This window comes from Bacillus sp. 11B20, from assembly GCF_056098985.1.
This window is the reverse complement of sequence record NZ_JBLZWZ010000007.1, coordinates 261,054-274,965: the sequence shown is the minus strand read 5'-3', so window position 1 is coordinate 274,965 and position 13,912 is coordinate 261,054. Positions and strand designations below refer to the sequence as shown.

At 42.4% G+C, this 13,912-nt stretch carries 17 protein-coding genes and 1 riboswitch; of the genes, 6 read left to right on the top strand and 11 right to left on the bottom strand.

The window, feature by feature from the left end; translation table 11 throughout:
• Positions 1-8: 8 nt before the first annotated feature.
• From ACN6NB_RS05575 to ACN6NB_RS05545, 7 genes are all read right to left on the bottom strand, one after another.
• Positions 9-1,022 (bottom strand): thiazole biosynthesis adenylyltransferase ThiF, encoded by a 1,014-nt coding sequence (locus tag ACN6NB_RS05575; RefSeq protein ID WP_064498309.1) that lies wholly within the window; start codon positions 1,020-1,022, stop codon positions 9-11.
• On the bottom strand, positions 1,019-1,786 hold the full coding sequence (locus ACN6NB_RS05570) for a thiazole synthase (RefSeq protein WP_034282033.1): 768 nt from the start codon (positions 1,784-1,786) through the stop codon (positions 1,019-1,021). The genes ACN6NB_RS05575 and ACN6NB_RS05570 overlap by 4 nt, the downstream gene beginning before the upstream one ends.
• A 4-nt stretch (positions 1,787-1,790) precedes the next feature.
• Entirely contained in the window at positions 1,791-1,994 is a 204-nt protein-coding gene (gene thiS / locus ACN6NB_RS05565) for a sulfur carrier protein ThiS (RefSeq protein WP_039177840.1), read from the bottom strand.
• A complete protein-coding gene (gene thiO / locus ACN6NB_RS05560) occupies positions 1,991-3,103 on the bottom strand; it encodes a glycine oxidase ThiO (protein WP_474253269.1) in 1,113 nt (370 codons plus the stop codon). Before thiO ends, thiS begins: the two co-directional genes overlap by 4 nt.
• Positions 3,087-3,704: a thiazole tautomerase TenI gene (gene tenI, locus ACN6NB_RS05555; RefSeq protein WP_039183061.1), complete on the bottom strand. Its 618-nt coding sequence runs from the start codon at positions 3,702-3,704 to the stop codon at positions 3,087-3,089. Before tenI ends, thiO begins: the two co-directional genes overlap by 17 nt.
• Positions 3,679-4,389, bottom strand: a complete 711-nt coding sequence (gene tenA, locus ACN6NB_RS05550) for a thiaminase II (RefSeq protein ID WP_039177838.1) — start codon at positions 4,387-4,389, stop codon at positions 3,679-3,681. The genes tenI and tenA overlap by 26 nt, the downstream gene beginning before the upstream one ends.
• Positions 4,390-4,467: 78 nt before the next feature.
• A riboswitch (TPP riboswitch) is annotated at positions 4,468-4,577 on the bottom strand.
• Positions 4,578-4,636: 59 nt separating this feature from the next.
• On the bottom strand, positions 4,637-6,478 hold the full coding sequence (locus ACN6NB_RS05545) for a monovalent cation:proton antiporter family protein (RefSeq protein WP_058838853.1): 1,842 nt from the start codon (positions 6,476-6,478) through the stop codon (positions 4,637-4,639).
• Between the two features lie 162 nt (positions 6,479-6,640).
• Between ACN6NB_RS05545 and prpE the strand changes: the two genes are divergently transcribed.
• On the top strand, positions 6,641-7,384 hold the full coding sequence (gene prpE / locus ACN6NB_RS05540) for a bis(5'-nucleosyl)-tetraphosphatase PrpE (RefSeq protein ID WP_151284197.1): 744 nt from the start codon (positions 6,641-6,643) through the stop codon (positions 7,382-7,384).
• Between the two features lie 37 nt (positions 7,385-7,421).
• On the opposite strand, the gene ACN6NB_RS05535 is transcribed toward prpE, so the two are convergent.
• The 4 genes from ACN6NB_RS05535 to ACN6NB_RS05520 all read right to left on the bottom strand — a co-directional run bounded on the left by ACN6NB_RS05535 (position 7,422) and on the right by ACN6NB_RS05520 (position 10,228).
• Positions 7,422-8,318: an RluA family pseudouridine synthase gene (locus ACN6NB_RS05535; RefSeq protein WP_039183058.1), complete on the bottom strand. Its 897-nt coding sequence runs from the start codon at positions 8,316-8,318 to the stop codon at positions 7,422-7,424.
• A gap of 17 nt (positions 8,319-8,335) precedes the next feature.
• Positions 8,336-9,136 (bottom strand): NAD kinase, encoded by an 801-nt coding sequence (locus tag ACN6NB_RS05530; protein ID WP_041089854.1) that lies wholly within the window; start codon positions 9,134-9,136, stop codon positions 8,336-8,338.
• A 63-nt stretch (positions 9,137-9,199) separates the two neighbouring features.
• Positions 9,200-9,829, bottom strand: coding sequence for a GTP diphosphokinase (gene yjbM / locus ACN6NB_RS05525; protein ID WP_039177834.1), 630 nt, complete (start codon positions 9,827-9,829; stop codon positions 9,200-9,202).
• 33 nt (positions 9,830-9,862) lie between these two features.
• Complete coding sequence (locus tag ACN6NB_RS05520; RefSeq protein ID WP_126682009.1) at positions 9,863-10,228, bottom strand: UPF0738 family protein; 366 nt, start codon at positions 10,226-10,228, stop codon at positions 9,863-9,865.
• A 235-nt stretch (positions 10,229-10,463) separates the two neighbouring features.
• Here ACN6NB_RS05520 and ACN6NB_RS05515 point away from each other — a divergent pair, with 235 nt between their 5' ends.
• From ACN6NB_RS05515 to ACN6NB_RS05495, 5 genes are all read left to right on the top strand, one after another.
• Complete coding sequence (locus ACN6NB_RS05515) at positions 10,464-11,042, top strand: CYTH domain-containing protein (RefSeq protein WP_474253268.1); 579 nt, start codon at positions 10,464-10,466, stop codon at positions 11,040-11,042.
• A 21-nt stretch (positions 11,043-11,063) separates the two neighbouring features.
• The gene (locus ACN6NB_RS05510) at positions 11,064-11,831 is read left to right on the top strand and encodes a lytic transglycosylase domain-containing protein (protein WP_330544946.1); all 768 of its coding nucleotides are present in this window, start codon (positions 11,064-11,066) and stop codon (positions 11,829-11,831) included.
• A 275-nt stretch (positions 11,832-12,106) separates the two neighbouring features.
• The gene (locus ACN6NB_RS05505; protein ID WP_008355333.1) at positions 12,107-12,505 is read left to right on the top strand and encodes a globin domain-containing protein; all 399 of its coding nucleotides are present in this window, start codon (positions 12,107-12,109) and stop codon (positions 12,503-12,505) included.
• A complete protein-coding gene (locus ACN6NB_RS05500; protein WP_039177830.1) occupies positions 12,502-13,413 on the top strand; it encodes a ClpXP adapter SpxH family protein in 912 nt (303 codons plus the stop codon). The genes ACN6NB_RS05505 and ACN6NB_RS05500 overlap by 4 nt, the downstream gene beginning before the upstream one ends.
• A 296-nt stretch (positions 13,414-13,709) precedes the next feature.
• Positions 13,710-13,883: a hypothetical protein gene (locus tag ACN6NB_RS05495; protein WP_039177829.1), complete on the top strand. Its 174-nt coding sequence runs from the start codon at positions 13,710-13,712 to the stop codon at positions 13,881-13,883.
• Positions 13,884-13,912: the final 29 nt, after the last annotated feature.

Genomic DNA, 13,912 nt, shown 5'->3' with positions numbered 1-13,912 from the left:
ACCTCTCATTAGCCAATCCATTGATGATAAATCGTTCTTGCTTTGGCAATATCATTGGTTCCATGAACAAGCGCTCTGCCATCTTTAAATAAGACAAGCTTAAATTCATCCTTTTGACACGACAGCAAATATGGATTTTCAAGCACATCCATCCCTGCTTTCTTTAACCGAAGAGCTACTTCATGTAAAGGCGGCGGTGTTTCTGCTGCACTGCGGATTTGTACCGTATTGCGGCCGCATAGTACATCTGCCTTCGCTCTCTTGTCATATGAAAGAAATGGATACGTCTTCAGTCCACAGCTTGGACATTGCTTCTTCTTTAAAGACGCGACCGACCGAATGTCAGACCGTTCATTTTTCCATAAATCGAAGGATTTTAATATTGGCGTCACTTGATGTCCTGTTAAATATTTAAGTGCATCTGCCACTTGATATGCGGCCACCTGCTGCACAACTGGACTAATGATACCTGCTGTATCACATGTCATGCCTTGTGCAGGTAAATGTTCAAGCAGACAGTGTAAACACGGCGTCTCACCAGGAATCACAGTAAATTGAATACCATAACTGGCTACACAGGCCCCATAAAGGAACGGAATTTGATGTTTGACAGCAGCATCATTTGCAATCATTCTTACCTCAAAATTATCCGCTGCATCGACAATGATCGAAGCCCCACTGACCAGTTCGTCAATATTGTGAGCAGTCACATCAATCACGATGCCTTTGACGTAAACGTCACTGTTTACTTGCTTGAGTCTTTTTTCAGCCGCCACAGCCTTTGGCAGCCGATCCTTCACGTCTTGCTCCGTGTAAAGCTGCTGGCGCTGAAGGTTGCTCCATTCAATATAATCTCGGTCCAAAATGGTGACAGATCCAACTCCGGCACGAACGAGCATTTCTGCACTAGCCGTTCCAAGTGCCCCCGCTCCAATAATGACCGCCTTTGAGTCATTTAGCCGCTTTTGTCCCTCTGTTCCAATTGGCTGAAAAAGCTCTTGGCGTGAATAACGAGTGCTCAAAATGACGGCATTCCTTCCTGTGGACTGCTCGCTGTCCCATAGTTTTTCAGGGGAATACGTCCTGCCTCATAGCCTAGTCTTCCTGATTCAATCGCCAGTTTCATTGCTTTTGCCATTTTCACAGGATCCTTTGCACCAGAGACAGCGGTATTTAGTAATACTGCGTCAGCTCCAAGCTCCATCGCATAAGCTGCATCCTTCGGAGAACCTACGCCAGCATCAATAATGACCGGCACCTTCGCCTGTTCGATAATAAATGAGAGATTCAAAGGATTTAGTAAGCCTTGGCCTGAACCAATCGGAGAAGCACCAGGCATAATGGCATGGACACCGAGTTCTTCTAATTTTCTTGCGAGCACCACATCATCAGACGTATATGGCAGCACGATAAATCCTTCTTCGAGCAGCATTTCAGATGCTTTTAATGTTTCAACTGGATCTGGCAAAAGAGACCTTGAACAGCCAATGACTTCTACCTTGATCATGTCACACAGCCCAGAAGCCTTTGCTAAACGGGCAATACGCACTGCTTCTTCTGCTGTACTTGCACCAGCTGTATTCGGAAGCAATGTATATCTTGATAAATCAAGCTGCTCCAGGAAATTCGGCTGAGATGCTTCGAATATGTTCATTCTTCTGACAGCAAAGGTTAAAATTTCGGCTTCCGATACGTTCACCGCTTCTTTTTGAACCTCAAATGATGGGTACTTCCCTGTTCCGAGTAATAGTCTTGATGTGAATGTTTTTCCGCCAATGTGCAGCATTGGATCATCCTCCTCCTACAAAATGAACGATTTCAATCGTGTCATTTGGTTGAATGACTACTTGTTGAAACGCTTCTTTATCAATAATTTCTTGGTTCTTTTCAACGATCACCACACGGTTTTCAAGCTGATAGGCTGATAGCAGATCATAGATCGTTCCATTCTCTTGATCGAAGTCAACGATTCTGCCATTCAATTGAATCTTCATACGAATAGTGCCTCCTTTCGTCCAATACGAAATGCGTGAAGCCATTCCTCTTTGACCGGTTTGTCTAATATGAGGTCACGAATGATTTCTCCAGTAATCGGCGCAAGTAAAATGCCATTCCTGTAATGCCCTGCAGCAAAAAGAATACGCTTGTCTTCTGGATGTCTTCCGATATAGGGATGCCGGTCGTTTGTCGCCGGACGAAGGCCTGCCCAGCACTCTTCAATCGGCATCTCTTTAATAGAAGGCATCAGCTGAGACGCCTTTTGAATCACAGCTTCCACTCCGCCAAGCGTTGGAACAGCCTGCCACTCGTTTGGCTTCATCGTTGCACCGATAACAAGCTTTCCGCTATCTCGCTGAACGATATAACAATGATCATGATAAATGGTGTGTGCGAGCGCTGGACCGTTATTCCATACAGACACACATTCTCCTTTTACTGGATAAAGAGAATGCGATAATCCGAGCTCTTCAAAAAAACGGCCAGACCATACACCACTTGCAACTGTCAGGTCATCACATGTGAATGTGCCCTTCGTTGTTCTGACAGTTAACACTTCTTTGTCCCGCTTCACTTCGATCACAGGTGTACACTCTTTCACATCTGCTCCGTACCGGACCGCCGCCTGCCACAAAGCCCTGCATACAGCATAAGGCTCAACATGCACATCCTCTTCAATCAAACCTGCTCCCAGCATGTGATCTGTTACTTGAGGCATGCATTTTTTTACGCTGCTTGCGTCAAGCCACTTAAATGTAGACAAATGCTGCATCCGGCAAAGGGCCTGCTTCTCTTCTTCAGTAAAGGCGACCTTCATGATGCCGCCTGCTGAAGTCCGAATATCAATGCCTGATTCATGCAAAAGATCGACCTTTAATTTTTCGTATAATGCCTGGCTTGCTCTGCCTGCCTGAAAGAAAATATCCTCATGCCCCTCTCCTTCAGCATGTGCACCGAGCATCCCGGCAGCCGCACTTGTCGTTTGCTTCCCTATCTCATTCGCTTCAAATAAGACCACCTGTTTTCCTGCTTTTGCAAGGTGATAGGCGATTGACATCCCTATGATTCCACCACCAATGATTGCAACGTCATAATGCTTTTTCATAAGGATTCTCCTTTACCTTTTCAGAAAATGCTTGTGCCATCATACGCGGCTGATGATGAGTAAATATCCCAGACATGACAGCGATTCCTTTCACATGAGCATGTTTCAATTCTGGAACTCGTTCTGGGGTCATCCCGCCGATGGCCACCACTGGAATTGTTAGTGCAGAAGTCAGTTCTTTCACAAGCTGTACACCTCTTGCCTGGAGTCCTGGTTTACAAGAGGTGTCATATACGTGCCCAAACATGACATACTCTGCTCCATTTTTCTCTGCTGCTTTCGCTTCTTCTATCGAATGGACGGACACCCCTGCATGAAGGTGAGGGAATTTTCTTCGCAGCTCTTTCGGCGAAAAGCTATGGCCCGGAAGATGCACCCTGTGAATATTGGTTAGCAGCGCCACGTCTACTCGGTCATTGATCACGAGCTTTTCTTTCGGCACACCTTCTAAAAGGAGATTCTTCACGAGATCAACAAGCTCACCTGCTGTTTTAGAACGTTCCCGAATATGAATAAAATCCACTTCAGACGCAATGGCTTTTATTTGTTTGATCAGTTCACCCGCAGGAAGCGAATCATTTGTCACTGCGTGGAGTTCCATTTGCACCAACCCCATCTAAGCATGCTGTTTGCCACAATTCTTTTTGATACGCCATCTCCCAAAAATGATATTCGTAATAGCTTGAAATCACAAAATTTTCTTTCATATTGGCGCGTACATGTTCTGGTGCTTTTTCTGCTAGTTCATCAAAGCGGTTCACCTGTTCGAAAACGAGTTCCTTAAACCAATCGCCTCCATATGTCAAAATCCATTCTTGGTAAATTGGATGGTCAGGTGTTGTTTGTTTTAGCTTTTCACCTACCTCATAATAGAGCCAGTAACACGGTAATAACGCGGCTAAAATCTCTTCAAACCGTCCGCTTTTTACAGATCGATACATATGAGAGGTATACGCATAAGCAGTCGGGGAAGGCTTAAAGTTCTCAATGGCTTCATCAGAAATTTGCAGAAGCTCTGTAAATTTCCTATGCAGCGACAGCTCTGCTTCATACGTGCCCTGGGCATGATACGCCATTCTGCCCGTCGTATGTAAGTCCTCACTAATCGCCGCTCCATATGCCTGCACCTTTGCAAAATGAGTTAAATAATACGAATCCTGCATCACGTAATAGGTGAAACGATCGAGTGAAAGTGTGCCATCCCCAATCCCTTTGACAAAAGGATGCGTAAAGCTTCCATTCCACCATGTTGCTGCAGCCTCTTTACATTCTGTTGAAAACGTCATGTTCCTCTCCTCCTGTTTTTCCATATAAAAAAGCCACTTTCCGCGTGGAAAGTGGCTTGGAATTTGTAAAAAGCATAGTCAAAAACCGCACCACTTCCCTACGCAGGTATGAACCTGTTCAGGTAATGAGGGTCTAAAAGTCGACACTTTTATCTCAGCCCTTTTAAAGGACTCCCCTAGTGGATCAAATATATGATGTTGTACCTCTATCTTAATCAGGAATTGTTCATTGGTCAAGCGTTCATTGTCATTCTAATTGGGCTCTTAGTCCTGCCACATACTCCCGGGAGCCCGATACAAGCACACGATCGCCGCTTCTAAGTGTCGTATCTCCATGCGGTACTAAGCTGTCTACCCCTCTGAAAATGCGGACAAATACCAAATCACCGGTGAAAGGAAATTCTCTCAGCATGACATTATGATAACGATGATTGTTCATTTGAATTTGATACAAAGAAGAATCCTCATTTGTTAGCAATCGAATCGCATCAGGTGCTTCAATCAAAGCTCTTAGCACCGTTTTAGATGAAAGGAAAGTAGAAAACGTATCAATGCCTGCTTCTTTCAATGTCAGCTCTGCCTCAGCTTTGTTGACACTTGCAATGACTTGTTTTGCTCCTTCTTCTTTTGCAAATAAAGCAATTTCCTTATTTTTTGTCTCACTGCCTGTTGCGACGACAAGGACATCCTCTTGGCCGACGCCTGCCTTTCTCAGCGTCTCATCGTCGTATTGTTCAATTGATTCGACTTCAAAGATAGAGTCTGCCAGCAGTGCTTCCTTATTTTCTTGAAACACATGCAAAATCCGAATGTCATATTCATCCTGATGCAAATCAAGTGTGACAGGTAAGGTCAGCTGATTTGCACCAATAAAGGTCACACGCTTCTTATGGCTCGCCGCTTGTTCTTTTTTAAAGAGCGCTTTAAACCAAACAGGTGTTAAAATACTCGTTAGCACAGCAACTAAAATCAGCGCTCCAGACATTTTATGATCAATGACACCGAGCCGCTCACCAATCGTCGCAGCTGCAATGACGAGAGATAATGTTGAAGTTAATAAAAAGCCTGAGCCGATGACCTTATTCATGTCATACCATTTTTTCAAATAAAGAATTGGGATGAGCTTACTTATAAGCAACGCAATAAACAGCAGCGGAATCATGATCATGATGGTTGGATCCTTAAACAGTGCCCATATATTCAGATCCACTCCGACCATCACAAAAAAGATCGGGATTAAAAATCCGTAGCCAAATGAGTCCAGCTGCTGAACGAGCTCTTTATTTGGTGAAAGAAGGGACACAAGCACGCCAGCTAAAAACGCCCCTAGAATATTTTCAGCCCCGAGTGATTCAGATAAGGCAACTAAGACTATAATGAGAGTAAAGATTGCCCTTGTCCCAATTTGCACGGTTCCTTTTGACATCGACTGAAAAATTGACTTTGTCTTAAATACGCGGCCAAATAAATAAAGAAGAATGCCTGCAGCAAATAATAAGAGCAGAAGCCACATGTTCCCTGTTCCATCTCCATAAATGGAGGAAAACACAGCAAGTAAAATCATCGTGACCAAATCAGCAATGACAGCTACAAGCAGAATGATTTGACCGATATTCGTCTGCATCAACTTTTCCTCTTTTAAGGTTGGCACCACTACGCCTAATGAGATGGTAGAGATAATGAGCGTCATTAAAAAGGCATTTTGGATAAACCCTGCGAGTACAAACGCATAGGACAGGATAAAAGAAATACAAAATACCCCAAGAAAAATAATGGTGGCTGCTTTAAATGTATTTGGTTCTTTTAAACCATTTGGAAGTTCTCGTGCTTTCTTCTTTGACTCAAAAGAAGAAAAATCTATTTCAAGTCCACTTAAAAACATCAGAAAAATAAAACCGAGCATGGATAATGTATCTAACCACGCATCATGTTCGACAACCAGTTGAAGACCGCTTTTCCCAATGATGAGCCCCATAATGATTTCAGCTACAACGACCGGAATGGTCAGCTTAAATCGGTGCAATAAAATAGGGGTGAAAAAGGCGACAATAATAACGACAACGAGTGATGAAACAGATGTATGCTCCATTGGCTAAAGCCTCCTAACATTCATGTTTAATTTTATAAGTCTTACGTTAAAGGATTGATTCTAACAATTGCCTAAATGAAATGAAAGCCATTCGTTATATTTTCTAAAATTCAAACTTCTTTATATCCGACGAATGGATGAAAAAAATCAGGAGGAAACCTTATGAAATTCGATATCATTGGCGATATCCACGGCTGCTACGAAGAGCTGCTTACACTCATACACAAACTAGGATACGAACTCAAACATGGATTACCCGTCCATCCTGATAAGAGAACGCTGGCCCTTGTTGGTGATTTAACAGATCGAGGGCCTCAGTCAGTAGACGTCATGCGATTTGTCATTCATGCCTATTCACACGGCGCAATCCGCTATGTACCTGGCAACCATTGCTTTAAGCTTTATCGCTATTTAAAAGGAAATCCCGTCAAATTGCTTCATGGCATCGAAACGACAGTGAACGAAATAAAAAAATTGCCCATTCATGAACAAAACAAATTGTCACATGAATTTAAGCAGTTATTCGAGAAGGCTCCGCTTTATGATGTACTCATTCCTGATGAGCTGATCATTGCACACGCAGCGATGAAGGAAAAGGATATTGGAAAAAAGCCGAATAAACAGATGCGGTCCTATTTATTATTTGGTGCCGTCACAGGAGAAACATGGCCAGATGGACGGCCTGTTCGCAAGGACTGGGCAAAGGAATATCACGGAAAACCGTGGATTGTGTATGGCCATACACCTGTGAAAGAACCTCGATTCGTTGGCAGAACCGTCAATATTGATACAGGCTGTGTATTTGGCAACAAACTGTCTGCCCTCACATACCCTGAGCTTAAAACGGTCTCCGTTCCCTCATCTATGCCTTATGACGATTCAAGATTTCAGCATTTCACATTATAAAAAAACCCGGCCCTGCGATGCAGGTGACCGGGTTTCTCTAATTAAAAAGCAAGGATTTCATATCATCAGGAAGCGGAGCTGAAAATGTCATTTGCTCACCTGTCATCGGATGAGGAAACACAAGGGTTTCACTATGCAGTGCCTGCCTGTCTATCCGCTCGGCCCTTCCGCCATACAGCGTATCTCCGATGAGCGGATGCCCAAGAAATTGCATATGCACACGAATTTGATGTGTTCTCCCGGTTTCAAGCGAGAGAGACACATCCGACATATTTAACTCAGCGATTACTGCTCGCACGGTATAATGCGTCACTGCCTCCTGCCCAGTATCATCAACCATCCGCTCGATGATACTATCCCCTTTTCGGGCAATTTTTGCAGCGATGGTTCCATGTTTTTCTGTGATCATGCCATGTGTAAACGCTCTGTATGTTCGCTTAACCGCTCCACTCTTTTGTGCCTTAGATAAAAGGCTATGGGCAAAACGATGCTTCGCCACAAGCATAACGCCAGATGTATCACGATCAAGACGGTTCACTAAATGAACCGTATGCCGAACAGACTGCTTGGCATAATGGTGCAGTAATCCATTCGCAATACTGTGCTCGGGGTGCTCCCGAGAAGGGATCGAAGGAATATACGGCCTTTTATTCAGAACAAGGACATGCTCGTCCTCAAATATAATATCAAGCGGAATCGGTGCAGGCTTCAGCCCTTCACTCACTTTTTCCTCGGGAAATAGAATGGTGAGCCTGTCCCCTTCATGCAGCTCATATCTCACGGTAACATGCTCTCCATTAATGAGGAGGTCACCGCCATCAAACTTAATATCCGTCAGCATTCTTTTCGAAATACCAAGATCAATTAAATATTCCTTTAAAAACAGCCCTTCTTCTTTGGCTGTCATGGTTTTGTTTAACGTAAAGTATTCCAGCGAGAACAACCTCTTTCTTATTCTCCTTTTCCGATAAAGGAATCTTGCACCCTTTTCCAAAACGGAAACGGTCTAAATCTAGCAAAACGGACATTCTCATCTGCCACCCGGCATTGAATGGATTTGACGTCTTTATGAAGCAGCGTCAAATGATCAATCGTCACCTGAAAATCGACATCATTCCTCGGCTTAATCACACAAGTATGGTGGTCAGGCAAAATAAGCGGTGAACCGACCGTCCGAAACACTCTGTTGTTGATTGAAGCCATTTCTGCCAGCTGAATGGCTCTAATGGAAGGATGAATAATGGCGCCTCCAAGTGCCTTATTATAGGCCGTACTGCCTGATGGAGTAGACAAACAAAGGCCGTCACCTCTGAATGTTTCAAACAGCTGTCCTCTGATTTCAACATCTGCCACAAGCGTCCCTTCCATGCTTTTAATCGTACATTCATTCATTGCTAAATATTTCTCTTCTCTGCCGCCGTCGTTGTATCTGACAATGACCTCTAAGATCGGATATTCCACAATATGATAAGGCGTTTTCGCAATGGCTAAGACGAGTTTTTCAATCTCACTCGGCACCCAGTCAGCATAGAAGCCAAGATGACCTGTATGAACACCGACAAAGGCTGTTTCATTCAGACGGCTGCTGTAGCGGTGAAAGGCATAAAGAAGGGTGCCGTCTCCACCAACCGTAATGACAAGATCCGGTTCCTCTTCATTTAGTTCCATGCCAAAATCCAATAAGTAGGTCTGAATTTTACTTTTGAGCGTGTCAGATACAGAATTCCCTTTTGAAGAAACTGCAAATTTCATGAATTCTTCTCCTTTTTCACCTTGCTGCTATGAGAGGGCAGCATCATATTTGATCAAACTGGCTCAGCTGTCGTTTTTCTTTTTCCGGGAAAATGCCACTTGTGCTTCTTGAATTTCCCCTCTAATTTCGGACATTTCTTCATCGAGACGAGATGCTGCCTCAGATGCTCTTTGAAGGCGCAGCTTGACCTTCTCCGGGATATTCCCGCTATATTTATAATTCAGAGAATGCTCAATGGTCGCCCAAAAGTTCATCGCAAGCGTACGAATTTGGATTTCGACAAGGAGCTGCTTCTCTCCGTTGATCGTTTGCAGCGGATATAACACAACAAGGTGGTAAGAGCGGTATCCGCTTTCTTTATGTTCTGCAATATAGTCGCGTTTATCTACAACCACAAAATCTTTACGTGACTGGAGCATTTTTTTCACGACTTGTATATCTTCTACAAACTGGCACATAATGCGAAGCCCAGCAATATCCTGCATCGTTTCAATCTCATGCATCGGGATGTTTTTACGCTTTGCCTTTTCTAATATGCTGGCAACGGGTTTCACTCGGCCTGTGACAAATTCTACTGGTGAATGGTCATCCTCGAATTCATACAGCTTTCGAATGCCTTTTAGTTTCACTTTTAATTCTTCGACTGCTTGTTTATACGGTGCGAGGAATTGATCCCATTGTTTTTTGTCCATGAAACTTCCCCCAATTCCATATACCTAATTATTTCAGAGGAATGTGCTTTTCACTTTCTCTTCCATATCTCCGTAATTGGCATTGTCTTTAATATTGTCGATTAAATAATGTAATTCCTGTTGAAGCTGAATGAGTTCCAGCGAATATTCATCCGATGCCAAATAGACAGGGATGTCACGATTCATTGCTTCTTTTAATGGAGCCCATGTATGTTCCCCTAAAATAAGATACGAAAAGGACTCCTCGGTTTCAAGTATGTAAACGAACGCAAAGTGATCAGAATCAACAAGCATTTGTCCTGATGCTTTTGCTTTTTTGATTTGCTCTTCTGACTGGATTGTCAAAATCAGCCTGTCTTCTTTTAAAGTTGCTTCTGTGATTTCAATTCTGTTTTGCATCATGATCTCCTTTACAACAAAGTACAGCTTTATTTTATCATATCAAGTTCAATATTGATAAACCGAACTTTTGGAGAAAATCCTGTTTTTCTCTTTTAAATGATTCTTTCCCACGATTCTTCATTCAATTTGGTCCACGTCTAAAGAAAATAAAGAGAAAAAACAGTCTTTTACATGGTGAACACACTTCATGTACAATAATCATATTTCTTCTAAATGAAAGGTTGATGTCAAAATGGCACAGGAAATTGAAATAGAACTAAAACAATTATTAATGAAAGAAGAATTTGATCAGCTGAAACAGCATTTTCAATTGAAGGATGCGGATTTCCACACGCAAACCAACTATTATTTTGATACACCTCAATTTGATATAAAATCTCAATTGGCTGCATTAAGAATGAGAGAAAAAAACGGTCAATGGGTGCTCACATTAAAGGAACCGCACGAGATAGGCTTGCTTGAAACCCACCAAACGATCGCTCCCCCATCACAACTTAACGATTTTGAGCTGCCAGCAGGTGAAGTTGCGGACAGATTAGACCACCTGAACATTCAAAAGGATCAAATTGTGTACTTTGGTTCACTTGAAACGTCAAGAGCAGAAAAAATGATCCAAGAAGGCTTAATTGTTTTGGATCACAGCCGATATTTAACAGTAGAGGACTATGAACTTGAATTTGAAGTGAGCGACCTGGAAATCGGACAAGCCGCTTTCTCCGCATTGCTCCGCAAATTTCATATCCCAGTACGAAACACGAAAAACAAAGTCGTTCGTTTTTATGAAGAAAAAATGAAAACACAGAATAGATGAATTCCTTGAAGGAGGAACATGATGAACGTTAATCAACTTCAATCCTTTATGCAGCTTCAAGCGCTTAAAACGTTACAAACAGATCCAGCACAAACGCAAATGTCTGCGGGTCAAGAATCGAATGCCCAAGCTTCATTTCAGTCGCTGCTGCAAGATTTTTTAGGCGGATCAGAATTATCACGTCTCCCGCTTTCCATCTCTGCTTTTATGGGCACGGATCCATCAACGGCTCCGAACACGCAATATGCGCGTACAAACCCATATTTATCTGCGATTGCCGGCAGTGATCAGCTTCAAGCTCAATCTTTATATGCAAATGACAATCAATTAAATACAGCGAATGGCATTGGAAATGTCTTAAACAACAGCTACACACCGCCGCTTCAAAAGGCTGTCTCCAGTGGCTCATCATCAAAAGAGATTAATCAAATCGTGTCACAAATGGCTCAAAAGCATGGCGTTCCTGAAAAGCTCATTCACGCAGTCATCAAGCAGGAATCCGGCTATCGCACGAATGCTGTCAGCCATGCAGGTGCGCTTGGTCTCATGCAGCTCATGCCATCTACGGCTAAGTCACTTGGCGTCAACAATGCCTTTGATGCTGCCCAAAACATTGAAGGCGGAACGAAGTATATAAAACAAATGCTTCAGAAATATAACGGAAATATCTCACTCGCCTTAGCTGCCTATAATGCAGGTTCAGGAAATGTAGATAAATACGGGGGCATCCCTCCATTTAAAGAAACACAAAATTATGTAAAGAAAATCACAGCTCAATATTTCGCTTAAACCGAAGAGAATAACCTCTTCGGTTTTTTGTATGTCGCTTTTCCCCCTTTTTTGACTGAATGTGTTATGATATGGTCAATTGATCACGGAACCCGCCCCACTCTTTATTTCGAGCAGACCAAAGCTGTTTGTTTGTGGAATTGAGATGAGGTTGTTAAAATAAGTACAAGAATAGAAACAATAAAATAGAACAAACTGAATATCACTTTTGAAATAAATGAAATGCGCAATAGGGTGAGTCATCCTATTAACTACGAGTAAAAGGAGTAGTCAACATGGTACAATCGTTTAACGCACCTTACGAAGCGGTTGGAGAGGAACTTCTATCGCAACTTGTTGATACTTTTTATGAAAATGTAAAGTGTCATCCTTTGCTTCATCCTATTTTCCCGGATGACTTAAAAGAAACAGCAAGAAAACAAAAACAGTTTTTAACGCAATATTTAGGCGGACCACCGCTTTATACAGAGGAGCATGGCCACCCAATGCTGCGGGCGAGACATCTCCCTTTTCCGATTACTGAGGAGCGGGCGGACGCATGGCTTGAATGCATGGAGGATGCAATGGATCAAGTAGGACTAACCGGCGATATTCGTGACTTTTTATTTGAACGGCTTTCTCTGACGGCTCGTCATATGGTCAACCAAACACCTGAAAAGGATGGACGATCTTGAGCTGCAATTCGCACGATCAATATTTCTCACACTGTCACGGACATCCTCAAAAGCCGATTGAAATCTATGTATTCATTGATCCGCTAAGCCCAGACTGCTGGTTATTAGAGCCATCCATTAAAAAATTGAAAATGAAATATGGCCGTTTTTTCACTTTACGAACAGTAACAAGTTCTAGTATTAATGCATTGAATCGGAAAAGAAAGAAACATTTACTGACTGAAGCATGGGGGAAATTTGCCACTAAAACGCAGACCAAAAAAGAACAAATGCTGTCTGAACAAATTGTGACATCACCCTACCTCGCCTCACTCGCATTAAAAGCAGCGGAGCTTCAAGGAAGAAAATGCGGAATGAAATTTTTGCGTCTCATTCAAGAATCGCTTTTTTGCCATCAGCAAGATGTCACAAGTGAGCAGGTGCTGATAGAAAATGCAAAAAGTGCTGGTCTGGACATCGAGGAATTCCAGCGCGACATTCATTCTCAAAGTGCGGTGAAAGCACTACAATGTGATATGAAAATTGCAGCTGAAATGGACGTATCTGAGCTTCCGACCTTCGCCTTTTTTAATACCGTAAATGGAGATGAAGGATTAAAAATTTCAGGTGCCTACTCTTATGATATATACGAGGAAATTCTTTTTGAAATGATTGGTGAAAAACCAACACCATCTGAACGGCCTCCAATTGAATGGTTTATTGCATACTTTCAATTTGCATCCGCAAAAGAGATAGCCGTTGTTTATGACCTGACGCTTGAAGAAGTTGAACGAGAAATGAAGAAGCTAGCTTTCGCTCAAAAGGTAGAACGTGTACAAGTGCAGCAAGAAATGTTTTGGCGCTATAAAGAGAATGACAACCATACAGATCTTGATGTATATCGCTGTGAAAATGAACATGGGTGCTGACCCATGTTTTTTCTTTACTTCAAAAAGGAACTTTTGTTCTATTTATAGACACGAAGAAACCGCGCCGGGATAAGCGCGGTTTCACTATGTCTTAACGACAACAAAGGGGATGGGAGAAATTTTTCACGGTCAAACAAAGGGGTAATGTTTGTATGTGATTAATTTCACATCTGTAGTATATCAAATTTTGTCGACTTATGACAACAGATATACTATATGTTCATATTTTTGTCACAAAACATAAGAGGGTTGTCACTTTCATATAGTAAAAGTAACAAAAAAATGGGGGGATCTGCATGCGCAGCACAACTATTGGACTTGTTGCCATTGGCTTATGTTTCTTTTTAAATATATTAGGCTTAATGAAAATGCTTCCTCTTTATTTGACGTCTCCACTCTTATTTGCTGCGATTCTTTTTACGCTTTATCGAATGAATCACCGTAAGACCTTTAGAGGTTTTAAAGGTTGATCATTAAAAAGGATTGGCCTCTACATCTG